This is a genomic window from Desulfurispora sp. (assembly GCF_052744395.1).
Genome location: NZ_JBRAJI010000001.1, coordinates 1 through 24,170 on the forward strand (window position 1 = coordinate 1; position 24,170 = coordinate 24,170).

A 24,170-nucleotide genomic window follows, 5' to 3' on the forward strand; every position below is an offset into this window, starting at 1 on the left:
TGTGGATCAATTTTATTTGCACATAGTGGGTCAATTCTGTTGACAATCAACAGTCCGGTTTCGTTACTCTTATCGACGCGGTGCTCCCGCACGTGATCCCGTTGATATGTTTCGCTCTCTGTTACTAATGGAAATGACTCATTGTAATTCTGTAGATGATTGGGTCAAGGAGCTGAAAACTTTTTAAAAAGGTACGCAAACCAAAACGTAAACCTAAGAAAGGCAAGAAAAAAGGGGAAAAGGCACCAATCCGTAAGCCTGGTATTGTGAAACGTCTGGTGGATCGCTTTTTATCCCACCCGCCGAAATTTAAAATTCGTCCCCATGACCCCTTGCAGCGGATTTTTAAACAATGTTTTGTGCTGCCTTCCGCTAAGCTGGGCCTTTTGGGGGATATTGAACATCTCCGTATTGCCGGAGATGGAACTTCCGTCCGTACCGGTGCCGGCCGGTACGGAAAAATGACCTGCACCTGCAGAAAGCAGGGGGTCTTTAACTGCCGGTGTCCACGCCGTTACAGCGATCCAGACGCTTCATGGGGCTGGGATAATAACCGTGAAGAGTATTATTACGGACGCGGCCTTTACGCGTTCTCGGCAGCCGATAGCCCCTACGACATTTGTTGCGTCGATTGACATTTCGTATGACCATCCTTTCCTGTGTTTTGCCTGCTCCCGGTTGGTTATCCACCCGTGCCGCGTGGAGGCGGCAGGCTTTGCAGGCACCGACGGTCTTAACTCGCCGCCGTCATGTAGTCGTAAAGCTTGGCCGCCTTCATGGCTTCCTTCAGGCTGTCTATCTCGTAAGCGTACCTTTGGGCTCTTTCGCTGGTTTCTTCCAGCGCCTTTGTGGTGCCCCGGTGAGCGCTCTGTACACCTTCCAACTCCGTCTTGACTGTGGCAAGTTCCTTCTTGGCTCTATTCTCGTTCTCGTCGTCCTTGATGGCCCGGTCGATGTATTCCTGTGTGGTGATGCCCCAGTCGTTCTCGATGTTCTGTTCTGCGAGCTCGAATGCGCCGGTAAAGGCGGCTGCCAGGTAGCTGTTTTCGCCGAGTTCGGTGACCATCTGCTTGATTTTCTCCAGGGTCTTGCGTTCCTGTTCCTTCGTGGCTATCATTGCTGCTCCTCTTTCTTGGCTATCCAGTTTTCCTTCGCCTGTCTGCATGCTTCCAGGGTGGGTTTAACGCAGAAGAATAATTCTCCATCTGTGTGCCGGTAGTCGTATTGAACTACCGTCTTCCTGGTGATGTTGCTCTTGAAGGTTTCATACTGCTCTTGGACGTTGGCCAGGTTTCTCGGGTTTAACATTTCGCTCTCTCCTATTCTTTGTATATGTTCTTGTTTATAATATAAACATTAATGTTTATGTAGTCAATTCATTTTTTAACGTTTCTCAATAAAAGAGAAATAATAACGTTGATTTATTAAATGGTTTCGTTTATAATGAGAATATTGGAAGGAGTGGTGATATGTCAGTATCCGAACAGCTTAAAATACTGTGTGTCAAGCTCGGGATAAGCGTTTCCGAACTCGGACGAATATCAGGGAAAAGCCCGCAAGCTTTCAGCCAGAAAATGAAACGGGAGAGTTTTACTGTCGACGAATTGAAGCAAATTGCGGAGGCCGCTGGTTGCCGATATGAGGGGGCCTTTATTACGCCTTCCGGCGAGAAGGTCACGTACTGAAAAAGGAGGATTGTCCTATGAAGGTGGAGAAAAGTTCTTACACGTGCACAGCTTGCGGTAAAAATTTCAGCATATCTATTTCGAATGCCGGTTATCCGGGCGGAAAAGACCGCGAAAGCATAAACTGCCCTCGGTGCAGTACGGAAAATGGCACAATTATAACCAGCGGGTTTATTACCTCATATCGAGAGGAAAAAGGCGGTGATAGCCGGTGACCATATATGAAAAAATCGACCGCTGCCACAAGGCAATAAGCGAGGTTCGCCCCTTCGAGGGGCATATGCTGAAGCAGTTGAAGGACTATTACCGCATCGGGCTTACATGGTCGAGTAATGCCATCGAGGGGAACACCCTCACCATCAGCGAGACAAAGGTGGTGCTTGAGGACGGTCTAACCATCGGGGGCAGGCCGCTCCGGGATTTCTTTGAGACGGTGGGCCACGGCCAAGCCTATGATTTCATGTTTACCCTGATTGGGGAGCGGCGCATAACGGTGGAGGACATTAAAACCATGCATCGCTTGTTCTACAAAAGCATTGACGAGGCAAACGCCGGCACATGGAGGAAGGAGAGCGTTATCGTCTCCGGTACCGATTATGTGTTCCCCAAGCCACAGGAGATTGAGGGGCAAATGCGGAAGCTGGAGAAATGGGTAAAGGCCGAGCGAAAAAATTACCATCCCGTAACCTTTGCCGCGCTGCTGCACCTGAAGTTTGTGTCAATCCACCCGTTCATCGATGGCAACGGCAGAACAAGCCGTCTTATCATGAATTTGGCGCTGATACAAGATGGTTATCAGTTGGCAATTATTCCTCCTGTGCTCCGACTAGAATATAACGACACCATCCGGCAGTATCAGAATAAGGGTAAGTCTGAGCCGTTCTGTGAATTCATTGCCGAGCGGGTGTATGAAACGCAGAAGGAAATCATGCGGCTGCTGCACATTCCGTTTCCCGAACTGTCATAAAACGAGAGCGGGTATCCCAACACAGGAATCCCGCTCTTTCTGTATTAAAGCCGTCCTGGGCCTGCTTGGCTCGTGGCGGCTTTTGCTATTATGTTCTACGAAGGCGCCTGCAATCTGTCGCCGACGTTTAATACTCACTGGGGAATAGAATCGTCGTCGCTGACCTGTCCCATTCGGTTATAATCCAGATTTTCCCCTTGCTGGTCAGGTACGCAGCCATTACCCGGTCTCCGCTTTCAACCGCCCGATCGTTCAGGGCCTTATCCTCTTGGCAGAGGTCGCCCCAATCGTGCCGCTGGTACCTGCTAAAGGCTGCAGCAATCTCCCGAGCAAATGCCAGATCGCTCTCCATCTCTTCCGCTATGCCTCGGGTTGCCACAAGTCCGCCGTATTTCATCGTACTCGCCCCTTTCCGTTATGGTTTTAGTCCATGGTACCCGCCGGGTCGCCGATGGTTAAGGCGTACTGGGTGGGTAATTTCCTGGCTTTTGGGCCGCCGCTCCGAGAGCGCTGGCGTCAATCTTGACGTTCATCGAGCGAGGAGGTGGCTTGCCCCATGATTACCGCCACCCGCTACACAGTGGAGTAAGACGAAGCCCGGAGCGTTTATAGAATCCGAGATATGGAGGCGCCGGTTTGTCCGCAGTGTGGTCTGCTGCTCTCTGGGTATGATACAAAAAAGCGACATGTAATCGACAGCTACGGGGCAGTCCGCTGGTTCCTGTTACGTCGCCTCAGCTGCCCCGGCTGCGGCAAGCTGCACATCGAACTTCCCGACTTCATACAGCCAAAGAAGCACTATGAGGCCCAGTTGATTAAAGACATTCTGGCCGGCCACTCTGATTGCTGCCCGGCTGACGACTGTATTTGCTAGAATAAAAATTGACCACCAGAAAAGAAAATGCTAAAGAAAAAGTTGTCCACCTTGACCATCAAACCTGCTATGCTGGAAGTTGCCAAACCAACAGCAAAGGCAGGAGAAAGAGAGATGATCAAAGTGGACACATATAAGTATATCAAAGAACAGCACATCAGGGAAAGGAAATCTATCCGCCAGATATCCCGCGAAACCGGCCTGGCCCGGCAAACAATCCGCAAAATCCTGTATGGCTCGGTGGAAGAAGTTACAAAATACAAGCGCAAAATTGAGCCCCCTTATTTCCTTGCCAGTGAAATGGCTCGCGGCTGCAAGCTCTCCGGCGTTAAAAAAATACGTGTTCATGACATTCGCCACTCCCACACATCGCTGCTGATTGAACTCGGTTTTTCTCCGCTTCTATTATCTGAACGCCTTGGGCATGAAAGCGTAGAGACCACCCTACAAACCTATGCCCATTTATACCCCAATAAGCATGGCGAAGTTGCCGAAAATTGGATGCCCTCAATTCTCCAGAAAATGGCTCCAAATCAGATAAAAATCCCGAAAAACCGGAATAATGTTGCCATTCTGCTGCCACGGCCAATAATTAAAGCCTGTAAACCCTTTATTTATCTGGGTTACAGGCTTTTTCTTTCCTATTCCCACTCGATGGTGGCCGGCGGCTTGGAGGTAATATCGTAAACCACCCGGTTTACCCCCGGTACTTCGCTAACAATCCGGCTGGAGATGCGTTCCAGCACTTCATGCGGCAATCTGGCCCAGTCCGCGGTCATGCCGTCGTGACTGAGCACGGCCCGCACGGCCACCGTATAGGCATAGGTGCGCTCATCGCCCATCACACCCACACTGCGCATACCGGTAAGCACGGCGAAATACTGCCAGATTTCCCGGGCCAGGCCGGCCCGGGAAATTTCGCCGGTGACGATAGCATCGGCCCGGCGCAGGATTTCCAGCCGCTCCGCCGTCACCTCGCCAATGATGCGCACGGCCAGACCGGGGCCGGGGAAAGGCTGCCGCCAGACAATCTCGTCGGGCAGTCCCAGGCGGCTGCCCAGCACCCGCACTTCGTCCTTGAACAGCCAGCGCAGCGGCTCCACCAGGCTGAACTGCATGTCGGGCGGCAGACCACCCACATTGTGGTGCGACTTGATCACGGCCGCCGTAGCCGTACCGCTTTCCACCACATCGGGATAGAGCGTGCCCTGCACCAGAAAATCAATCTGGCCCAGGCCGCGGGCCGTCTCCTCAAAAACGCGAATAAATTCATGGCCGATGATCTTGCGCTTTTGTTCCGGGTCGGTAACACCGGCCAGTTTGCTTAAAAACCTTTCCGAGGCATCCACATGGATCAGGTTGATTTTAAATTTCTCCCGGAAGGTACTGACCACCTGCCGGGCTTCATCCAGGCGCAGCAGGCCGTGATCCACAAAAACACAGGTGAGCTGGTCCCCCACCGCCCGGTGCACCAGCACGGCGGCCACCGAGGAATCCACCCCGCCGCTTAAGGCACACAGCACAGGCCGGTTACCCACCCGGGCGCGAATTTCGGCCACAGCCGCGTCGATAAAAGAGCCCATGTTCCAGCTACCGCTGCAGCCGCAGACATCATATAAAAAGGCCCGCAGCACTTCCCGGCCACGCGGCGTGTGCACTACTTCGGGGTGGAACTGCACGGCGTACAGGCGACGGGCCGAGTCGGCCATAGCCGCCACCGGGGTTTTTTCCGTGCGGGCGGTAACGGTAAAGCCGGGCGGTGCCTGTTCCACCAGATCGCCGTGGCTCATCCAGCACTGCTCCGGATTGCCCAGACAGCCCAGCAGAACATCAGCGGGTGCGGTCTTTTCCAGCATGATTTTGCCATACTCCCGCTGTTCGGCCGGCCGTACCACACCGCCCAGCTGACGGGCCATCAATTGCATGCCGTAACAAATTCCCAGAATGGGAATGCCCAGGTGGTAGATCTGCGGATCGCACCAGGGGGCGTCTTCCTGGTAGACGCTGGCCGGCCCGCCGGAAAAGATTATCCCCCGCGGGTTTTTCTCGACCAGTTCGGACAGCGGCGTATTATAGGGCAGCATCTCACAAAAGACGTTCAACTCCCGCACACGGCGGGCAATCAGCTGGCTGTACTGGCCGCCAAAATCCAGTACAATAACCATTTCCTGCTGGCCAGACACCATGACACACAAAACCTCCAGTAAACCATGAAAGCTTTAGCTTCTATACACCTCGGGTTTTAAGACCAGGATCTCGCGCAAATTCCGGTAGCGTTCGGCATAGTCCAGACCATAGCCCACCACGAACTCATCGGGAATGACAAAACCGTTGTAGTCCACCTGTACCGGCACTTTCCGCCGCCCGGGCTTGTCCAGGAGCGTACAGATGCGCAGGCTGGCGGGCCGGCGGGTCGCCAGGTTGTCCCGCAGATATTTCAGGGTCAGACCGGTATCCACAATGTCTTCCACTATGAGCACGTGCCGGCCCTCGATGCTCTGTTCCAGGTCCTTGATAATTTGCACCACCCCGGAGGAAGCCGTAGTGGCCCCGTAGCTGGAAACCGCCATAAAGTCCAGGCAAAGGGGTACGTCAATATGCCGCACCAGGTCGGCCAGAAAGAGCACAGCGCCTTTCAGGATGCCCACCACCAGGATTTCCCGGCCGGCATAATCCCGGCTGATCTGCCGGCCCAGTTCGGCCACCCGGCTGGTTATTTGCTGTTCAGTAATCAAGATTTCTCTGGCATCGGGGTGCACAGAAAACCCTCCCATGGCTGCATTTTTCGCCAAAATACTGGATCATTATATCAAGTAGCGGTAAAGCGTGTCAATGAAAAGGGCCAGCGCCCGTTTAACTGGCGGGCGCTGGCTCGGGCACATTGATCTGCACTGGTACCCCCGGATCACGAATAGCGACCTCCAGGGTGAGCCCCGGCCGGTTGTCGGGGGGAAGGTAGGCCCGGGCCGAAAGTTTACTGATATAATGCTGCTCCTGATCGATATACACCCGGTATTCCAGGAAACTCACGCTCCGCTGTGGCCAGGCCGGAGGCAGGGAAGGGCGGAATGTGAGCACATAGCAGGATCTTCCGGCCACTTTTTCCTGACCGCTCAATTTCACCGGCCCGGTCTCCTTAAATTTCAACAACACCAGCGGGTTGAACTGCACGCCCAGCAGTTCTTGATTGCTGACCGCACCGGCCGTCTGCAGGGTGATCCACTGCTCCGACCAGGGGTCTTTCAAGTACAGTGCCTCCCCCAGCTGGATAAACTCCAGGCTGGACTTTTGCATGGCTCCCTTGATGTGCACCCGACCGGGCTCGGAACGTTCCCCGCTCAGCGCCACCAGCTCTTCGCCGCTGGCCTTGCGGATATACAGGTCAAACTTGTAACTGGAAGCGTTCAGGGTATTCTGAATGGCCGTGCTCAGCAAAGCATCGGGGGCCAGGGGAGGAGCAGCGGACCACCCCCACAGGAATTTGAGGAGCAAAAGGGCCAGCAACAGCAGGGCCCCTCCTACCGCCCACAGGAACACCCCGGGCCGGCGCCATCCGCCGTAGTAACGCCTGCCTGACCAGCGCAGCATAATGACCCCCCCGGCCTGTATATTGCTTTTATGAGCATATATACTGACCGGCAGAGCAAATTATGACCGCTTTAAACAATGGAGAGTGGCAGCCAACCGTCAATTGTGCTAAAATAACCTTGTTTTAAATCTCCGGCAAGAATTTGCCAGGTGGTGAGAATAAACTGTGCAGCTTAAAGATGTGCAGCAAATTGTCGACCGCTGGATCAGCCAGTTTGCCGAGGGATACTGGCACCCTTTGGCCATGCTGGCCCGCCTGACCGAGGAAGTGGGCGAACTGGCCCGAGAGGTCAATCACCATTACGGCCAGAAGCCCAAAAAAACCGGTGAGCCACCGGGCGATATTGCCATGGAACTGGGGGATATATTGTTCATCCTGGCCTGCTATGCCAATTCACTAAACATCGACCTGGAGGAGGCTTTCCGCCGGGTGATGGACAAGTATTATCAGCGGGACTCCGACCGCTGGACCAGAATAAATGACGATAACAACCATTGATGAAAGGAGTTTTGCCAGACATGGCCACCATCCAGCCGCTGCGCGGCCTGCGTTACCATGCCGCTCATGTACCCAACCTGGCCGACGTGATCACCCCGCCCTATGATGTAATTGACGAAGCCGCCCAGGAGGCATTTTACCGGCGCCACCCCTACAACATCATCCGCCTGGAATATGGCAGAAAGCAGCCCACAGACAGCGAGCAGGACAACCGTTATACCAGAGCAGCAGCGGATTTTGCCGCCTGGCAGGAGCAGGGCGTGCTGCAGCCCGATCCGCCGGCGGTGTACATATACCACCAGTACTTCACCCTGGGCGGCACGACCAGGGTGAGAAAGGGGCTGGTCTGCGCCGTAAAACTGGAACCATACGAAAAGGGTATTGTCCTGCCCCACGAGGAAACCCTGCCCAAACACAAAGCCGACCGCCTGGCCCTGATGCAGGCCTGCCGGGCCAATTTCAGCCCCATCTTCGCCCTCTATGAAGATGCCGCCTGCCGTGTGGAACAGCTGGCCGAAACCGGATTGTGCGGACAAAAGACCTGCCTGGACTTCACCGATGAGCAGGGGCAGCGCCACCGGCTCTGGGCGGTGTCCGATCCCAGTATGCTGCGGGAAATCGCGGCCATCTTCGACCCGCTGAAGGTTTACATTGCCGATGGGCACCACCGTTATGAAACCGCCCTACAATACGCCCAGCTGCGCCGGCAGGAGGAAAACGTCCTGCCCGGCCAGACCAGGCCCTATGATTATGTGTTGATGGTACTGGTCAATATGCACGATCCCGGGCTGGTAGTCCTGCCCACCCACCGCCTGGTGCGCAATGTAAAAGACCTCGACCCGGATCGACTGATCCAGGACCTGCAGGAACATTTTACGGTGGAGGAATATGCGATTTCCCGGTTTACGGGCGGCCTGCCCGCCTTTTTGCAGCAGATGCACAGTGCGCTGGCCGGCACAGGCAAGGCCAGCCGGCACGCCCACATATTCGGCCTCTATACCGGCCGGGACCGGCTGTTCAGACTGCAATTAAAAGAGGGGCTGGACCTGGAGGGACTGCTGCCGCCCGGCCACTGCCCGGCCTGGCAACAGCTGGACGTGACCATCCTGCACAGTCTGGTGCTGGAAAAAAGACTGGGCATCGGCCGGCAGCAGCGGGAGGGAGAAAACTTCCTCACTTACACCCGGCAGGAAGAGGAAGCACTGCAGCTGGTGGACAGCAGCAGCTACCAGATGGTCTTTTTCCTCAATCCTACACTGGTGAGCGAAGTGATGGCCGTTGCGGCAGCCGGGGACCGGATGCCCCAGAAGTCTACTTACTTCTATCCCAAACTGCCTACCGGCCTGGTGATCAACAAGCTCTAACCATTAATCAACCTGTTAGCTGACGCAGCCGGTCCTCCGGACTGATGATGCTGGTCAACCGCACGCCGAAATTTTCATTGACCACCACCACTTCGCCCCGGGCTACCAGCGTGCCGTTGACCAGCACTTCCACCGGCTCATCCACCAGCGCATTGAGCTCCACAATAGCTCCCGGGGTCAAATTGAGCACCTCGCGAATGGGCCGCCTGGTACGCCCCAGCACCACGCTGACCTTGAGCGGTACATCCAGCAGCAGTTCCAGCTTGCGCTGTTCCTCGGGGGTGAGCAGACCGGCTGATGGATAAGAAGGCGCTGCAGAAACGGCTGGCCCGGTAGCCGGCACCGCTCCGGATGAAGAATCCGGATCACGGGTTGCCGCGGCCGGAGCGCGGACGGCCGCAGCCTGCCCGGCGAATTCCTCCGGAATATCCGCGGGCGGCTCGAGCGGCAGTTGCAGGCCGTCTCCGTAAATTTCCCCGCCCAGCTGCTGCTTGACATTGTCGGCCACGGCCTGGGCGGGCGCATCACCCACCACCGCCGGCCCACCGCTCAAATAGGCCATCAGCAATGCCGCCTGCTCCCGGGCGGTTTCCAGACTCATGATCTGCATCAGTTCGGTATCCACCAGATCGCCAATTTTCATCTGGAAAGATACCACCACCACCGGATCCCCTACCGGCAGCACCAGGCTGTCCTTGTCCTCTTCGCGCAAAATAATACTGTGGGGCGGCGCAATGTTAATTGCCTGGCCAAACATATTGGCCAGGGAAGTGGAAGCCGTGCCAATCATCTGGTTCATGGCCTCGGAGGCGGCGCTCAGTTCCAGTTCGCCGATTTCACCGGTTACCTGTACTTCACCGCTGCCGCCCATCATCAGATCGGCAATAATCATGGCGTCGTGCATTTTGATGACCAGCACGTTAAAACCCTGCAGTCCTTCGGTGAATTGCACCTGAATCAGGATGTAGGGAATCTGGAAACTGGCAAACAGCTGTCGCTGGGTGAATATATGTACCCGGGGGCTGGTTATTAGAACTTTCTGGTTCAGCAACTGGGACAGCGTGGTGGCAGCCGAACCCATGGAAATATTGCCCACTTCCCCCAGAGCGTCTTTCTCCTCGGGTGAGAGCATATTTCCATAATCATCATTCCCACCGGTACCGGCCAGATTTTCCGGGAGAGGTTGATCCGGTTCATCCGCCGGAGCCAGACCCTCGGCTGCGGCGCGCAGCAGAGCGTCTATCTCAGCCTGGTCCAGAATCTTGTTGTCATTCAATGATATCCCCTCCCTCCTTCATCGACACCACCTGCACCGCCAGGTGATCCCGCACCCGTCCGGGCTGCACACCAAATTTCAGTTCCCCTTCGATATAGAGGTCGAGATCCTGGCTGACCAGGCGCTCCAGCACCAGCACATCGCCTTCCTGTAATTGCAAAAACTCCCGGATGCTGATCCGGGACTCGCCCAGCACGACATGCAATTCCAGAGGCGAAAATCCCAGCCAGTGCTTGAGCCAGTGCAACTCCTCGGGCCGGGGCTGGCGCGATTTGCGCAGGAACTGCTGCCGCACCGAAAGGTGGGATATCACCGGTTCCAGCAGCATATAGGGCAGGCACAGGTTGAGCAGGCCTCGCTGCTCATCATTGATGGAAATATTCAAAGTGATCAGCGCAATGATCTCGTTTGGCGCCAGGATCTGGCTCATGCGCGGGTTGGACTCGATGGCTTCAATGCCAGCTTCTACAGGAAACAGGTCGCTCCAGGCCTGGGACAGATGCTCCAGCACCCGGCCCAGCAGGCGACGTGCCACGGTCAATTCAATATCGGTCAGTTCGCGCAACACATCGGTGGGCGAGCCCGGTCCGCCAAACACCAGATCCAGCATGGGCAAAATGACCGGTGTCCCAGCCTCCAAAATGGCCTGGCCGTCCAGAGGTGCCAGGTTGAAAATACTCATGACCGTGGGAGTGGGTATGGAGCGGATAAACTCGTCATAGATGAGTTGCCCCACCGAAACCAGCTCGATGGACACCGGAGCCCGCAAATAACCGGAAAGAAAGCTGGAAAGCAGACGGGCGAAGTTCTGGTGCACCATTTCCAGGGTGCGCAGGTGCTCGCGGGAAAACTTGTTGGGACGGCGAAAATCGTAGGGCTTGCTGGCCGGTGCCTGTACCGACTGCTGGGCTTCCTCTGGCTGCAGCTTGCCGGAAGTGAGCGCTTCCAAAAGCTGGTCAATTTCCAATTGTGAGAGTACTTCCTGCAAGAAACCACCTCCGTCCCGCTGCGGCTATTACAAGCCAGGTTTATTTTCTGGCCAGCACACGCTCAATGGCCTGCAGCAGGCGATCCTGCTGGAAGGGCTTGACAATAAAATCCTTGGCTCCCGCCTGGATGGCCTCCATGACCATGGCCTGCTGACCCATGGCACTGCACATAATGATGCTGGCGTTGGGATCCAGGGCGCGAATGGCCTTGACGCCCTCGATGCCGTCCATTTCGGGCATGGTAATATCCATGGTTACCAGATCGGGCTTGAGCTCGGCATACATCTGTACCGCCTGTTTGCCGTTTTCCGCCTCGCCCACCACTTCATAGCCATTTTTTACAACAATATTTTTAATCATCATGCGCATAAATGCCGCGTCGTCAACAATCAAGATTCGCTTAGCCAAAGCTCCAAAACCTCCTTAAATTTTCTCCTCGAGTTTTATAAAAACGCCGTCAGGTTACGGTACGGACAGCATTGTTTAAGCCAGGCCAAGGGCTGCAAACAGTTTGTCAATGGATCCGGGGTCGGTGAGCAGGAAAAAGTGGCCGTTGATCACCATTTCTCCTTCATGCACCAGGTCGGTGCCAATCACCAGCACATGATCCTCCACCCGGCCGCTGGCAATCATTAAATCGGCCATCACCGCCCCCAGCATATCCATAGCAAACATGGGGACTGTGGTAATCATGTTCAACATGGTCAGCTGGGACAGGGCGTTAATAAAGGCTCCCGTCAGTACATTGCCAATTTCTTTAACCGCCGACTGGCCAATTTCATCCAGTTCTACCGTGGTGCCGGGTGGCATCCCCATCAGCAGGTCGACCAGCCGGCGGGCACTGTCCCCGCTGAAAACAAACAATACCGTCCCCGGCACGTCACCCAGGATGCGCAGGCTGACACAGGCGACCTCTTCTTCCAACCCCCCCACCAGGGCAATGGTTTCCTCAAAGGGCATAAACTGTGCCCGGGGCACTTTCATGTCAATGCGCCGGTTTACCAGCTGGGCCAGAGCGGTCACGGCATTGCCCATACCGATATTGCTGATCTCCCGCAGCGCATCCAGGTGCATTGCGGATAATTCCGGATAGTCGTTCATTTTTTCTCATCCTCTCCTGGCTGACTTCCGGTAGAAGCAAGGGGTCATTTTTTCCAGACCCAGCTCCTGATAATTGAAAATCATCTCGCTCCCGCCAATGAACAGCACTCCCCCCGGTACCAATGACTGGGAAAACTGCCGGTTGATTTTATCCTGGGCCTGGCGGGTGAAGTAGATGGTTACATTGCGGCAGAGAATCAAATGATAACCCGTATCGTATTTGTCGGCCAGCAAATCATGCCGGAAATACTGCACTTTGTTTTTAATCTGTTCTTTGATTATATAACTATTTCCCTGCTGCTGAAAATACCTGCTCAGGCGTCCGGGCGGGACATGGCGTACGGCGTCGGCATGGTAAATGCCCTGCTGGGCCTGCTGCAAAATGCTTTTGTCCAAATCTGTGGCCTGGATCACATGCTTCTTCCCGGGGGACAATTCCTCCAGCAGAATGGCCACGGAATAGGGCTCGGCCCCAATGGAACAGGCAGCACTCCAGATCTTCAACTGGCCGAAACGGCGTAGCAAATCGGGCAAAATATTCTGCTCCAGATCCTGCCAGCGCTGGGGATCGCGAAAAAACTCGGAAACATTGATGGTCAGGTAATCCAGAAATTCCTCGTAAGCCTGCCGTTCACGGCTGATCTGGTCGAACAGCTGCTGATAATCACCCAGTTTGCGACGCACCAGCAGGTTGTCCAGACGGCGCCTCAATTGGTTTTCCTTGTAACTGGTCAGATCCAGCCGGAAGGTCTGCAGTACCCGCTGGCGAAAAGTATCAAAATCCATGTTCAAATCACCTTTAGTTTATTACCCAGAGTGCGAATGGTCACATCCCCGGTCAACGTATCCACAATCATGGTCCGCCCCCGGTTGCCCCCCACATCTTCGGCCACTATGGGAATATGGTACCTGGCCAGCATCTCCCGCGCCTTTTCGGTATTGCGCTGGCCGATATTCAGGGTCATTTTGTCGTCCAGGCCGGAAAACATCTGCGCCCCACCCACCAGCTTGGCCTTGAGCCTCTGCAGCCGGGCACCTATTTTTTGCATTTCCTCAATCATCAGCGGAATACCCAGGTCGGCGAATTTGGCCGGTTTGGTCACATTGCTGAACTGTTTGCTGTCCGGCAGCATGATGTGCAAAAGCCCGGCAATTTTTTCCTGCGGATCGTAAAGACTGACACCCACACAGGAACCCAGTCCCAGAGTGATCAATTTTTTGGGCTGGGTGGCAATTTTATAGTCGGCAATGCCCACCTGGATTTCCAGTTCTTTTTTGCTCAGCTCCATTCTCTGCCCCCTCGGTTCTCCTTACTTGCGCAGATTATTGGCCATATTCCAGAGCTCATCGGCCGTTTTTAAACAACGGGCATTCAGCTGGTAGGCTCTCTGCACTTCCACCAGACCGGCCATCTGTTCCGCCAGATCGACATTGGACATCTCCAGGCTGGCAGGAACAATACTGCCAGCCCCCGCCTCGCCCGGCGCCAGTTCTGCCGGTTCGCCGGCCGCTGGTGCAGCCAGATAGAGATTCTCTCCCGCCCGGGTCAGGGCCTGCGGCGCCGGGAAAACTGTCAGGTAGATTTGCCCGGCCTGCTCCCGCTGGCCCTGACCGTCCAGCACCCAGACCACTCCCCGGGAATCAATCTCCACCTGCTGCCCGACCGGAACAAAGATCTCGGGCATAAGGGGGCGACCCTGGCTGTCGCAAAGGCGGCCCTGGCTGTCCAGAGTAAGACTGCCGTTTCTGGTGTAGGCTATCTGATCCTCCCCGGCCTGCACGGCCAGAAAGCCCGGACCGGCAATGGCCAAATCCAGCTGGCGACCGGTTTCCACAATCACTCCATCGGTCCAGATATGTTGAACAGCCTGAATCAGGGCACCCCCGCCCAGGAACAGGGGCTCTTTTCCCTGCGGCTGGCTGGGCAGGCGCTGGGCCGCCAGGGGAACGTAAAGAGCATCGGCAAAACTGGCTGCCGCGGCCTTGTAACCTGCCGTATTGACATTGGCCACATTGTTGGCGATTATATCCATGGCCTGTTGCTGGGCCGTCAGGCCGGCCGAGCTCACACGCATAATGCCCAGCATATTACTTGATCACTCCAATCTGGTTAATCGCTGTATGGAGCAGCTCATCGTGCACCTGAATAATTCTCTGTCCCGCCTCGTAGGCCCGCATCAGTTCCATGAGCCCGGCCGACTGTGCCACCACGTCCACATTGGACTTCTCCAGGAATCCCTGTTTGATACCCGGCTGCTGCGCCGGCAGGGGAGCCTGATCGGTAAGATAATAGTTGTTTCCCAGCTTGCGCAGCAGTTCCGGACGGGCAAAATCCACCAGCAATAGTTTCCGCCGCTGACCGTCAGCCGTTTCTACCGTCCCGTCGCTGTACACTGTAAATTTGTCCTGACCCACCTGAACGGGACCATCCTCGGCCAGCAGGAGATTTCCCTGCCGATCCTCCAGGTAACCCTGTGCATTTACCTGAAAACCGCCCGCCCGGGTATAGCATTGATAGGTCCGGCTTCCGTCACTCACCTGAACGGTGAAATATCCCGGCCCGGTGATGGCCAGATCAGTATACTGGCCGGTTTCCTGCAGCAGGCCGGGGCTCCAGTCCGTGTGCACCGCGGTAACCGCCGCGCCATAAGCCACCTCCCCCAGCTTTCTTGGAACAGCGGGCAAACCGGGACCCCGGCCTTCGCCCAGAGCCAGCAATAAATAACGGGCGAAAGGCTCAACCTCCAGCTGCTGTTGCTTAAAACCGGGAGTAGAAGCATTGGCCAGGTTGTTGCTGATCAGTTCCAGTCTGGCCTGCTGCACTCCCAGCCCGGCCAGGGCACTGTATATTCCCCGCAGCATTATACCAACCTCTCCTGTAAGATCTGCCTCAGGCGTCTGATGGCCCGCCCGTGCAACTGACAAACCCGGGACTCGCTGATGCCCAGCACCGCCCCCACTTCTTTCAGAGTCAGTTTCTGCTGGTAATACAGCGAAAGCAGGAGCTGATCCTTCTCCGGCAGTTCTCCAATGGCCTGCGCCAATTCCCGGGTTTCCACCCGGGACAGCAGGGAAGCCAGCGGCCCGGTTTCTTCTTCCGCCGCCAGAAGCTCGCCCAGGTGCAACTGGCTGCCATCGGCGGATACCACCGGTTCATCCAGCGATACCAGGCAGGACTGTTCCTGCAGCACCTGCAGGCGCCGGTACTCCTCGGCACTGATGTGCAGGCGGGAGGCCATTTCGGTTTCACTGAAACTAGCACCCTCCTCCTGCATGAGCTTTTGTTTCTGGTCCTGCCAGCGGGTAAGCTTCTGCCAGGCGGAGCGGGGCAACCAGCTCATGCGCCGCATTTCATCCAGCATGGCCCCCCGCACCCGGGCGTAAGCATAGGTGGCAAAATCCTTGCCCAGATCGGGGTCGAATTTCTCCACCGCTTCAATCAGGCCGATGATACCGCAGTTTTCCAGATCCTCGGCACTCACACCGGGCGGCAACCGCACCGCCAGGCGCCCGGCAATATGCCGGACCAGCCACAGGTAATGCAGCACCAGCTGATTGCGCAATTCGGTTTGTCTGCTATCCCTGTACTGTTGCCAGCATTCGCGCAATTCCGCCGCGTTCAACACACCCACCACCCGTCTTAACCGAAAAGGCGCAGCAGTTTGCGCACAAAACCACCCGCCCCCTGCTCCACATCCGGCATGTCCAGCCGGGCGGCAATTTCCTTGAAACACCTGGCCGCACTGGTCCGGGGGTCCAGCAAAAATACCGGCTTTTGCTGTTTGACCGCCCGTCCCACCGCCCTATCATCCGGGATGAAGCCCAACGGCAGTGTCCTGATGGTTAAAAACTGGCCAATCACCTTTTCCAGACGCTGCATGGTCTGTCTGGCCTCCTGCTGATCCTGGGCCCGGTTGACCACAATGTAAACGCTGCTGTGCAGCCGGTAACGGTCAATGATTTTGATCATGCTGTAGGCATCGGTCAGAGAAGTAGGTTCCGGAGTTAGGACGATAATCACCTCGCGGGCCGCCGCTACAAAGCCCAGCACCTCCTTGCTGATACCGGCCCCGGTATCCAGCAGCAGGTAGTCGGCTACCGCCTCCAGATAACCAATGGCCCGGGCCAGTTGCTGCCGGCGCTCCTGATTCAGGTTGGCCAGCTCCACAATGCCGGAACCGCCCGAGACCAGCCAGAGACCCCGGGTGACCGGGTAGATAATTTCTTCAATACTCCGCCCACCGTACAGGCAATCGTACATACTCAGAGGGGGAGCCACCCCCAGGAGCACCTGGGCATTGGCCAAACCCAGATCAGCATCGAAAATAACCACTTTTTTTCCCAAATCGACCAGGGCGAGAGCCAGGTTGACCGTAAGGTTGGTCTTACCCACCCCTCCTTTGCCGCTGGATATGGCCACTACCCGAGCGCCCGGCATTGCCGGAACGGTTCCGGATGTTTCCACAGCCACCTGCCCGGCGGGTTGTTTAATAATTCTGGAGAAGGTTCCGGTAGCTCTGGGCCACAAGCTGCTCCACACCCCCGATCAGCACGGCCGCCAGGCGCTGCGCATCAACCACGGCAATATCGTCGGGTATGTCCTGCCCGAAGGTGACATGGGATACCGGTACCCGGTGCCGGCAGATGATCTCCAGTGCGGCACCGCAGGAATCGGTTTCATCCAGCTTGGTCAGGATCACCTGCTCGTATTCCAGACAACGAAAATCATCCGCCAGGCGGAACAAATCGCGGCCCTTGGTGGTTGAAGACAGCACCAGCACTACCGCCGCCTTTTCCGGCAGCATGTCCAGCTGGCTGCGCAGCCGGAGCATCTGCCGGACACTGCGGGCCGGAATGCCCCGGGTGTCGATTAATATACAGTCCGCCTGCCGGTTTTTTTCCACCAGCCCCACCAGTTTTTCGGTGGAATCGGCAAAATGGAGAGGTATTCCCGCCAGCCGGGCGTGATACTTCAGGCAATCCAGATTGTGGTGGCCATTTCCGGTCAAAGCGACCAGCAGTACATTTTTTTGCTGGACCTTCTTCAGCCGCACCGCCAGCTTCACCGCCGTGGTGGTTTTACCCACCCCGGTCGGACCGACCAGCACGCAGACCCGCCCGAGCAGGGGCTGCTGGTGGCTGTACAGCGGCTGTACCAGCTGGCTCACCCGCTCCTGCAGAGCTTCCTGGATTGCCCCGACCGGCAGCTCCGCACCCGCAGGACCCCGGGAAAGGGCTCCCCTGATTTCCTCCAGCAGCTTGTGCACCCGCTGCTCCTGGAATTCCATTTCCCGCAGCGCACTGTGCCAGCGGCGCAGCTCGGCCAGCAAAACGCTTTCCGTCCCGGAAGATAGGTAGGGAGCTGTCCGTCCCGGCAAAGCCGGCGGGTCGACCGGCACAGGAGATTCATCCACCGCCGCGGTCACCTCAATCTGGCGGGGACGGAAAAAATCCCGCCAGCCCCGCCGGGGCAGCAGGCGGTTGCCGATGATCACCGCTTCCGGACCCAGTTCGGCTTTGACCTGGCGCAGCGCTTCGTGCATGCTGGCCGCTACATAGCGCTTGATTTTCATGGTTTAACCACCGTTCCCACAACCTCCACTTCATATCCCGGCACCACTTCATTCAGGGAGATTACCGCTACCTGAGGCAAATAACGCTCCAGAAAGCGCCGCAGCGGCAGCCGGATCTGGGGTGTGCAGATCAACACCGGTTGGGTTCCCTGCTGCAAAACTTTTTCCACCGCTATTTGCACCTGCTCGATCAACTGGCGGGATAGCACCGCGTCCAGCACCGGGTACTTGCCCCACTGGGTCAACTGCACAGCATCGGCAATCAGTTGTTCCCATCCCGGGTGCAGGGTGAGCACGCTGATTTTATTTTGGGCCGTGGCGTATTGGCGGCAAATGGTGCGGGCCAGCTGCTGGCGCACATGCTCGATGAGGAAGTCCTGCTCGCGGCTCAAACGCACGCCATCAGCCAGCGCTTCCAGAATAGCTACCAGGTCGCGCACGGGCAAACGCTCCCGCAAAAGCGCCTGCAGCACTTTCTGGATGTCTCCCAGGCTGATCAGTTCGGGAGGCAAATCTTCCAGCACGGCCGGATCCTTCTCTTTTACCGCATCCAGCAGCTCCCTGGTCTCCTGCCGCCCCAGCAGCTCGTGGGCGTGCACCTTGATAAACTCGGTGAGATGGGTGACCAGCACGGTGGCGCAGTCCACCACGGTCAGGCCGCGCATTTCCATCTCATTGCGCCGGGCGGCCGGCACCCACCAGGCCGGTAAGCCAAAAGTGGGCTCTTGAGTGGGAATGCCCGGTATTTCGCCGCCCATGTGCATGGGATCCATCACCAGATAGTGATCCACCAGCAATTCACCATTCGCCGCCTCCTCCCCCCGCAATTTAAACACATAGCTGTTGGGAGGAAGCTGCAGGTTGTCCCTGATCCGGATGGGCCGCACATATATGCCCAGCTCGGCGGCGCACTGGCGGCGCACCAGGGACAGGCGGGGCAACAGGTCCCCGCCGTTTTCTTCATCAGTAAGCGGGATCAGGTTATAGCCGATTTCAATTTGCAGGGGATCCACCTGAAAATAGGTAATCACATTTTCCGGCTCGCTGCGCTTTTGTGCCTGTAACTGCCGGCTGGCCTCTTGCTCCCTCTGCTCAGCTTCCGCCCTCTGCCGGCTTTTTTGCAGGCTGTAACCGGCCCAGCCGGCCAGCCCCCCGGCAGTCAGAAAAAGCAGGTTGGGCATGGCCGGCACCAGTCCCAGCAGCAGAAGAATACCGGCTACCAGAAAAAGTATTTTGGGAAACCGGCCAAACTGCCCGACCACATCGGTACCGAAGCTGGCATCCGAAGTAGCCCGGGTGACCAGAATGCCCGATGAAGTAGAGATAAGCAGAGCGGGAATCTGGGTTACCAGCCCGTCGCCGATGGTCAAAATGGTATAGGTGTGCAGGGCACCGCTTAAATCCATACCCATCTGCAGTAGCCCAATGCAAATGCCCCCCACAATATTGATCAATGTGATCACAATGCCGGCAATGGCGTCGCCCCGGACAAACTTGCTGGCACCGTCCATGGCTCCGAAAAAATCTGCTTCCCGCTGCAATCTTTTGCGCCTTTCCCGGGCTTCCGCCTCGCTGATCAGGCCAGCATTGAAATCGGCATCGATACTCATCTGCTTGCCCGGCATGGCATCCAGGGTAAAGCGAGCGGCCACTTCGGCCACCCGCCCGGCACCGCTGGTAATCACCACGAACTGGATCACCGTAATGATGAGAAAGACAATAAAGCCGACAATATAATTCCCGCCCACCACAAAGGTGCCGAAAGACTCAATCACCCGCCCGGCTTCAGCCTGTCCCAGAATCAAACGGGTGGAGGAGATGTTGAGTGCCAGCCGGTACAGGGTGGTGACCAGCAGCAGGGTGGGGAAAACGGCAAATTGCAGCGGTTCGGTGGTAAACATGGTGATGAGCAGGATCACCAGCCCCAGCGTCATGCTCAACACCAGCAAAACATCCAGCAGGCGCGGCGACAGGGGGATGATGATCATTAAAATGATCAGCAGCACCAGAGCGGCCACGGCCAGATCGGTGTTTTTCTTCACTTGTCCCAGCCAGCGCGATGTAGCAGGCGTTGCCAACCGTGTTACCCCCCGACCAACCTCAATTCCGGCGTTTTAACCGGTAAACCAGGGCCAGCACTTCGGCTACCGCCCGGTAAAGCTCTACCGGTATCTCTCGCCCTACTTCCACCTGGCGGTAAAGCTGCCGGGCCAGGGGCGGATCTTCAATCACCGGCACCCGGTGCCGGGCGGCGATCTGCTTGACCTGTACCGCCAGATCACCCGCACCTTTGGCCACCACCACCGGTGCCCGGTCCACACCATCCCGGTAGCGCAGGGCCACCGCATAGTGCACCGGGTTGGTCACCACCACGGTGGCCCGCGGCACCTCGGAACGAATGCGGTTCATGGCAATTTCCCGCTGCCGGCGCTTGAGCCAGCCCTTGACCAGCGGATCGCCCTCGGTCTGCTTGTACTCGTCCCGCACTTCCTGTTTGGTCATGCGCAGACTCTTAAAATAGTCATAACGCTGGTAAAAGTAATCCGCCGCACCCAGCAGCAGAAAGGCCGCTCCCCCCGCCGCCCCGACGGCAATCAGCACATCCAGCAGCGCCCGCAGTTCACCGGCGGCTGGACGGAAGTACAGATTGAGCAGCCCGGGGACAAAATGCAGCGCCACCTGCCAGGTGACCAGCCCCACCAGCACAATTTTCAAAATGCTTTTTACCAGTTCCAGCAGGCTGCGCAGGGAAAATATTTTTTTCATCCCTTCCAGGGGATGCAAGCGCTCCAGTTTGGGAACCAGCACGCCGGGCGCGGAGAGAAAACCAAACTGGGCCACGTTGGCCGCCAGCGCCGCCAGCACCAGCACCAGGAACAGAGGCAGCCACAGCAGCCCCTCGTCCAGAATGTACCGGATGATCACATAGGGACGGCTGCTGTCCGGCAGCTGCCAGTTCAGACAACTGCTGAAGTACCAGGCCATGTGCCGGCTGATTTTATCCAGCGCCAGGGGGCTGAGCAAATATACGGCCAGCACCCCGGCCAGCAGGATCAAGGCGGCGGACAAATCCTTGCTGCGCGCCACCTGCCCCCGGCGCCTGGCTTCCTGCAGGCGCCGGGGTGTCGGCTGTTCGGTTTTTTGCTGCGCACCGGACATCGTTCAGACCAGCCCTTTGAACAGTAAATACAGGTTGTTTTCCAGAATTCGCATCAATCCGGCTGTAAACCGGCCCAGCAGCGAGGAAACCACCAGCAGGGTCAGAAAGCCGGCAATTATTTTCAAGGGAAAACCCAGCATAAAAATATTCATCTGGGGAGCCGTGCGCCCCACCAGCCCCAGGGCGATGTCCACCAGCAGCACCACAGCCACCACCGGCAAAGCCAGCTGCACTCCCAGGGCCAGCATATCGGCAAACACCCGGATGAGCAGCAGTGCGGCGCTGCCTTTGAGCAGGGCCGTGCCCGGAGGTATCAACTGAAAACTTTTGTACAGGGCGGCAATGAGCAGGTGATGGCCATTTAAGGCCAAAAACATGACCAGCCCCAGCATATAGATCAATTTGGCCAGCAGCGTAACCTGACCGCCGCTCATCGGATCCAGAATGCTGGCCATCAAAAGACCGATGTGCATGTCGATATACTGGCCGGCAATGAGCAGGCTGTGCAGGACAAACCCGGCCACCGCCCCCATGGCCAGCCCTACCAGCACCTCCCGCACCGCCAGCGGCACCAGCACCAACCACCCGGCAAGCTGCAGATCCGGGGGAGTGACCGCCGGAGCCAGCATGGCCGCCAGCAGCACCGCCAGAAGCAGACGAAACTGCCGGGGCAGGGACGGTCCGGCCGTGACCGGCAGAACGGCCAGCGCCGTGCTCAGGCGCACCAGCACCAGCAAAAAAGTTACCACATAGGCCTGGTTCAAAACCATGGTTCATCCACTTTAACGGACCACCCGTGGCAGCTGCCCGAATATTTCCGCCGTGTAGCGCACCATAACATGGATTACCCAGGGCGCCAGCACGGCCAGAGTGAGAAAAACCGCCACCAGTTTGGGCACAAAACTGAGGGATTGCTCCTGAATCTGAGTGGCCGCCTGCAGGATGCTCACCACCAGACCCACCAGCATGCCGGCCGCCAGGGGGGGCAGAGAAATCAGCAGCACCATGTAAAAAGCATCGCGGATCAGCTTGATGACCATTGTATCGGTCAATTGTTCCACCTCACTGTCAGCGGGCAAAGCTTTCCACCAGGGACTTCACCACCAGGTACCAGCCGTCCACCATTACAAAGAGCAGAATTTTAAAAGGCAGGGAGATCATCACTGGCGGCAGCATGAACATGCCCATGGACATCAGGGTACTGGCCACCACCATATCAATGACCAGGAAGGGTATGTACAGCATCACGCCCATTTGAAAAGCGGTTTTCAGCTCGCTGATCATAAAGGCGGGGATGACCGTACCCAGTTCCAGCTCTTCAGCGTTGCGCGGCCGCTGTTTCTGGCTTAAAGCAACAAATAACTCCAGATCCTTTTCCCGCGTATTTTTTAACAGAAACTGTTTTAACGGGGCGGCCGCCGCAACAAAGGCCTCCTGCTGAGAAACCTTGTTTTGCAAGTAGGGCTCCAAGGCCTGCTGGTTGATCTGCTGGGCCACCGGCGTCATGATAAAGATGGTCAGAAAGATGGCCAGGGCAATCAGCACCTGGTTGGGCGGGGTTTGCTGGACACCCAGGGCGCTGCGCAGCAGGGAAAGCACCACAATGATGCGGGTAAATGAGGTCACGGTAATGAGAATGGCCGGGGCCAGCGACAGTACTGTCAGCAGTACCAGTATTTTGACACTATCCACCACCTGCTGGGGACTGCCGGGTGAAGTAAGCTGCAGGCTAAGGGCGGGCAACTGCATCGCCCCTACCGGACCCTGCTGGGGTGCGGCAACTGCCGGAGACGGCAGACCAATTAACCAGATGGCCAGAAATAACAGCACAATACCAAACTTTTTCATGGGTTTGAACTCCCGTCAACAGCCGCCCGGTGATCGGTCTTCGGGCAAAACAGGCAGCCCGGGGTAATGCTTGAGCAGATGCAGGCGATTTTCCTCTCTGGCCAGAAGCAGATACTCTCCGCCCACCTGCACCAGTACCAGGGCGCTGCGCGTCCCCAGGGGCAGCTGCTCCACAAAACGCAGGCAGCGCCTGTTTACCACACCCGCCGGCAGCAGCCGGCCCGAAAGTATATATTTGATCAAGAAGTAGGCCATGAGCAGCACCAGAGGCAGAAACAGAGCCAGGCGCAACGTATACAGCCACATTTCCTTATCCATCAGGTCCGGCCCTCCTCTTCCTCCCGGGTGACACTTTTTTTCTCCCGGCGGTAAATGTTTTCCATGCGCAGACCAAAATTGCTGCCCAGCACCACCACCTCGGCCCGTCCCACGGGCTGACCGTTGACACACACATCAACCGACTGGCCTACGGGTTGATCCAGCTCGATAATTGCTCCTTCTTCCAGCTTCAGGATCTCCCGGATTTTCAGAGTGGCCGAACCCAGCCGGGCCGACAGCACCACTTCAATATCGGAAAGATAATCTATGCTGATAGCCATTTGTCCGGCCGGCGGGGGCACCAGTTCGGAAAAAACCGCCCGGCGAACTGCCGGCCGGTCCTGCTGTGCTTTTTTCAGAAAATCCTTCAGCTGTTCTGCGGTCATCATCATTTACCCTGCTCCCCATCTCTGCCGGCTGGCTACTGGACAATGAAATCGGTGAAATAGACGTGTTCCACCTTGCCCAGCTTAAGCCGGGCATTGATTACCTTGAGCACTTCCTCTTTCAGCTGCTTGTCTTTGCTCAGTGGCAACACATCATCCACCTTTTTCTGGCGGAAGACATTGATGATACCCTCGATAATCTGGGGCTTTTTTTCCTCAATTTCCTTGGCCAGTTTTTCATTTTTCTGAATCTCCACCACCACTTTGATGCGCAGGTAGCGGCCGCCGCTGTCATCCAGCAGGTTGATTACCCTCTCACCCAGCTCAATATTTTCATAAACAGGCGGCTTGGCCTTGGCCAGTTTGGGAACCACTCCCGGTATGCCCACAAAATAAAGAATTAAAAAAAACACGACTGCTCCAGCCAGCAGGCCACCCAGGACGATGAACAATATTTTCAGCAAGCCGCCCGATTTTTTTTCGCCGTTATCCTCTTTGGTTTTCGCAGCCATTTTTTCACCTTTTGCTGGCCGGGCGGCCTT

The 24,170-nt window shown here is 56.7% G+C and carries 29 protein-coding genes; 5 read left to right on the plus strand and 24 right to left on the minus strand.

The window, feature by feature from the left end:
• Positions 1-733: 733 nt before the first annotated feature.
• Both ACUVTU_RS00005 and ACUVTU_RS00010 read right to left on the minus strand, forming a co-directional pair.
• A complete protein-coding gene (locus ACUVTU_RS00005; protein WP_445887902.1) occupies positions 734-1,117 on the minus strand; it encodes a hypothetical protein in 384 nt (127 codons plus the stop codon).
• Entirely contained in the window at positions 1,114-1,308 is a 195-nt protein-coding gene (locus tag ACUVTU_RS00010) for a DUF3873 family protein (RefSeq protein WP_445887903.1), read from the minus strand. The genes ACUVTU_RS00005 and ACUVTU_RS00010 overlap by 4 nt, the downstream gene beginning before the upstream one ends.
• Positions 1,309-1,896: 588 nt before the next feature.
• On the opposite strand from ACUVTU_RS00010, the gene ACUVTU_RS00015 reads away from it, so the two are divergent.
• From ACUVTU_RS00015 to ACUVTU_RS00025, 3 genes are all read left to right on the plus strand, one after another.
• Entirely contained in the window at positions 1,897-2,652 is a 756-nt protein-coding gene (locus ACUVTU_RS00015; protein WP_445887904.1) for a Fic family protein, read from the plus strand.
• A 622-nt stretch (positions 2,653-3,274) separates the two neighbouring features.
• Positions 3,275-3,526, plus strand: a complete 252-nt coding sequence (locus tag ACUVTU_RS00020) for a DUF6431 domain-containing protein (RefSeq protein WP_445887905.1) — start codon at positions 3,275-3,277, stop codon at positions 3,524-3,526.
• A gap of 27 nt (positions 3,527-3,553) precedes the next feature.
• Positions 3,554-4,213: a tyrosine-type recombinase/integrase gene (locus ACUVTU_RS00025; RefSeq protein WP_445887906.1), complete on the plus strand. Its 660-nt coding sequence runs from the start codon at positions 3,554-3,556 to the stop codon at positions 4,211-4,213.
• Here the strand turns inward: ACUVTU_RS00025 and guaA are convergent.
• From guaA to ACUVTU_RS00040, 3 genes are all read right to left on the minus strand, one after another.
• Entirely contained in the window at positions 4,168-5,712 is a 1,545-nt protein-coding gene (gene guaA, locus ACUVTU_RS00030) for a glutamine-hydrolyzing GMP synthase (RefSeq protein ID WP_445887907.1), read from the minus strand. The genes ACUVTU_RS00025 and guaA overlap by 46 nt on opposite strands.
• A 33-nt stretch (positions 5,713-5,745) precedes the next feature.
• Complete coding sequence (hpt, locus tag ACUVTU_RS00035) at positions 5,746-6,285, minus strand: hypoxanthine phosphoribosyltransferase (RefSeq protein ID WP_445887908.1); 540 nt, start codon at positions 6,283-6,285, stop codon at positions 5,746-5,748.
• 94 nt (positions 6,286-6,379) lie between these two features.
• The gene (locus ACUVTU_RS00040; protein ID WP_445887909.1) at positions 6,380-7,114 is read right to left on the minus strand and encodes a hypothetical protein; all 735 of its coding nucleotides are present in this window, start codon (positions 7,112-7,114) and stop codon (positions 6,380-6,382) included.
• Between the two features lie 166 nt (positions 7,115-7,280).
• Here ACUVTU_RS00040 and ACUVTU_RS00045 point away from each other — a divergent pair, with 166 nt between their 5' ends.
• Entirely contained in the window at positions 7,281-7,613 is a 333-nt protein-coding gene (locus tag ACUVTU_RS00045) for a nucleotide pyrophosphohydrolase (RefSeq protein WP_445887910.1), read from the plus strand.
• A 20-nt stretch (positions 7,614-7,633) separates the two neighbouring features.
• On the plus strand, positions 7,634-8,977 hold the full coding sequence (locus ACUVTU_RS00050) for a DUF1015 domain-containing protein (RefSeq protein WP_445887911.1): 1,344 nt from the start codon (positions 7,634-7,636) through the stop codon (positions 8,975-8,977).
• A 7-nt stretch (positions 8,978-8,984) separates the two neighbouring features.
• Here ACUVTU_RS00050 and fliY read toward each other — a convergent pair whose 3' ends face one another.
• The 19 genes from fliY to ACUVTU_RS00145 form a co-directional block, all read right to left on the minus strand.
• Positions 8,985-10,253: a flagellar motor switch phosphatase FliY gene (fliY, locus tag ACUVTU_RS00055; protein ID WP_445887912.1), complete on the minus strand. Its 1,269-nt coding sequence runs from the start codon at positions 10,251-10,253 to the stop codon at positions 8,985-8,987.
• Positions 10,246-11,241 carry a flagellar motor switch protein FliM gene (gene fliM, locus ACUVTU_RS00060; protein WP_445887913.1) on the minus strand — a complete coding sequence of 332 codons (996 nt, stop codon included), beginning with the start codon at positions 11,239-11,241 and terminating at the stop codon, positions 10,246-10,248. The genes fliY and fliM overlap by 8 nt, the downstream gene beginning before the upstream one ends.
• A gap of 40 nt (positions 11,242-11,281) precedes the next feature.
• Positions 11,282-11,650, minus strand: a complete 369-nt coding sequence (locus ACUVTU_RS00065; protein ID WP_445887914.1) for a response regulator — start codon at positions 11,648-11,650, stop codon at positions 11,282-11,284.
• 75 nt (positions 11,651-11,725) lie between these two features.
• Positions 11,726-12,343, minus strand: a complete 618-nt coding sequence (locus ACUVTU_RS00070; RefSeq protein WP_445887915.1) for a chemotaxis protein CheC — start codon at positions 12,341-12,343, stop codon at positions 11,726-11,728.
• Positions 12,344-12,349: 6 nt separating this feature from the next.
• Complete coding sequence (locus ACUVTU_RS00075) at positions 12,350-13,129, minus strand: CheR family methyltransferase (protein ID WP_445887916.1); 780 nt, start codon at positions 13,127-13,129, stop codon at positions 12,350-12,352.
• Positions 13,130-13,131: 2 nt separating this feature from the next.
• The gene (locus ACUVTU_RS00080) at positions 13,132-13,632 is read right to left on the minus strand and encodes a chemotaxis protein CheD (protein WP_445887917.1); all 501 of its coding nucleotides are present in this window, start codon (positions 13,630-13,632) and stop codon (positions 13,132-13,134) included.
• Positions 13,633-13,653: 21 nt separating this feature from the next.
• Positions 13,654-14,430: a flagellar hook-basal body protein gene (locus tag ACUVTU_RS00085; protein WP_445887918.1), complete on the minus strand. Its 777-nt coding sequence runs from the start codon at positions 14,428-14,430 to the stop codon at positions 13,654-13,656.
• Between the two features lies 1 nt (position 14,431).
• Complete coding sequence (locus ACUVTU_RS00090; protein ID WP_445887919.1) at positions 14,432-15,205, minus strand: flagellar hook-basal body protein; 774 nt, start codon at positions 15,203-15,205, stop codon at positions 14,432-14,434.
• Positions 15,205-15,966 (minus strand): sigma-70 family RNA polymerase sigma factor, encoded by a 762-nt coding sequence (locus tag ACUVTU_RS00095; RefSeq protein ID WP_445887920.1) that lies wholly within the window; start codon positions 15,964-15,966, stop codon positions 15,205-15,207. Before ACUVTU_RS00095 ends, ACUVTU_RS00090 begins: the two co-directional genes overlap by 1 nt.
• Positions 15,967-15,983: 17 nt before the next feature.
• Complete coding sequence (locus ACUVTU_RS00100; protein WP_445887921.1) at positions 15,984-16,808, minus strand: MinD/ParA family protein; 825 nt, start codon at positions 16,806-16,808, stop codon at positions 15,984-15,986.
• Between the two features lie 22 nt (positions 16,809-16,830).
• Positions 16,831-17,916, minus strand: coding sequence for a flagellar biosynthesis protein FlhF (locus ACUVTU_RS00105; RefSeq protein ID WP_445887922.1), 1,086 nt, complete (start codon positions 17,914-17,916; stop codon positions 16,831-16,833).
• Positions 17,913-19,994, minus strand: coding sequence for a flagellar biosynthesis protein FlhA (gene flhA / locus ACUVTU_RS00110; RefSeq protein ID WP_445887923.1), 2,082 nt, complete (start codon positions 19,992-19,994; stop codon positions 17,913-17,915). Before flhA ends, ACUVTU_RS00105 begins: the two co-directional genes overlap by 4 nt.
• A 22-nt stretch (positions 19,995-20,016) precedes the next feature.
• On the minus strand, positions 20,017-21,075 hold the full coding sequence (gene flhB / locus ACUVTU_RS00115) for a flagellar biosynthesis protein FlhB (RefSeq protein ID WP_445887924.1): 1,059 nt from the start codon (positions 21,073-21,075) through the stop codon (positions 20,017-20,019).
• Positions 21,076-21,078: 3 nt separating this feature from the next.
• Entirely contained in the window at positions 21,079-21,846 is a 768-nt protein-coding gene (gene fliR, locus ACUVTU_RS00120; protein WP_445887925.1) for a flagellar biosynthetic protein FliR, read from the minus strand.
• 12 nt (positions 21,847-21,858) lie between these two features.
• Complete coding sequence (gene fliQ, locus ACUVTU_RS00125; protein ID WP_445888039.1) at positions 21,859-22,128, minus strand: flagellar biosynthesis protein FliQ; 270 nt, start codon at positions 22,126-22,128, stop codon at positions 21,859-21,861.
• 16 nt (positions 22,129-22,144) lie between these two features.
• Positions 22,145-22,924 carry a flagellar type III secretion system pore protein FliP gene (gene fliP / locus ACUVTU_RS00130; RefSeq protein ID WP_445887926.1) on the minus strand — a complete coding sequence of 260 codons (780 nt, stop codon included), beginning with the start codon at positions 22,922-22,924 and terminating at the stop codon, positions 22,145-22,147.
• A gap of 15 nt (positions 22,925-22,939) precedes the next feature.
• Entirely contained in the window at positions 22,940-23,242 is a 303-nt protein-coding gene (locus ACUVTU_RS00135) for a flagellar biosynthetic protein FliO (RefSeq protein ID WP_445887927.1), read from the minus strand.
• On the minus strand, positions 23,242-23,634 hold the full coding sequence (gene fliN / locus ACUVTU_RS00140) for a flagellar motor switch protein FliN (RefSeq protein WP_445887928.1): 393 nt from the start codon (positions 23,632-23,634) through the stop codon (positions 23,242-23,244). Before fliN ends, ACUVTU_RS00135 begins: the two co-directional genes overlap by 1 nt.
• Positions 23,635-23,663: 29 nt before the next feature.
• On the minus strand, positions 23,664-24,140 hold the full coding sequence (locus ACUVTU_RS00145) for a flagellar basal body-associated FliL family protein (RefSeq protein WP_445887929.1): 477 nt from the start codon (positions 24,138-24,140) through the stop codon (positions 23,664-23,666).
• Positions 24,141-24,170: the final 30 nt, after the last annotated feature.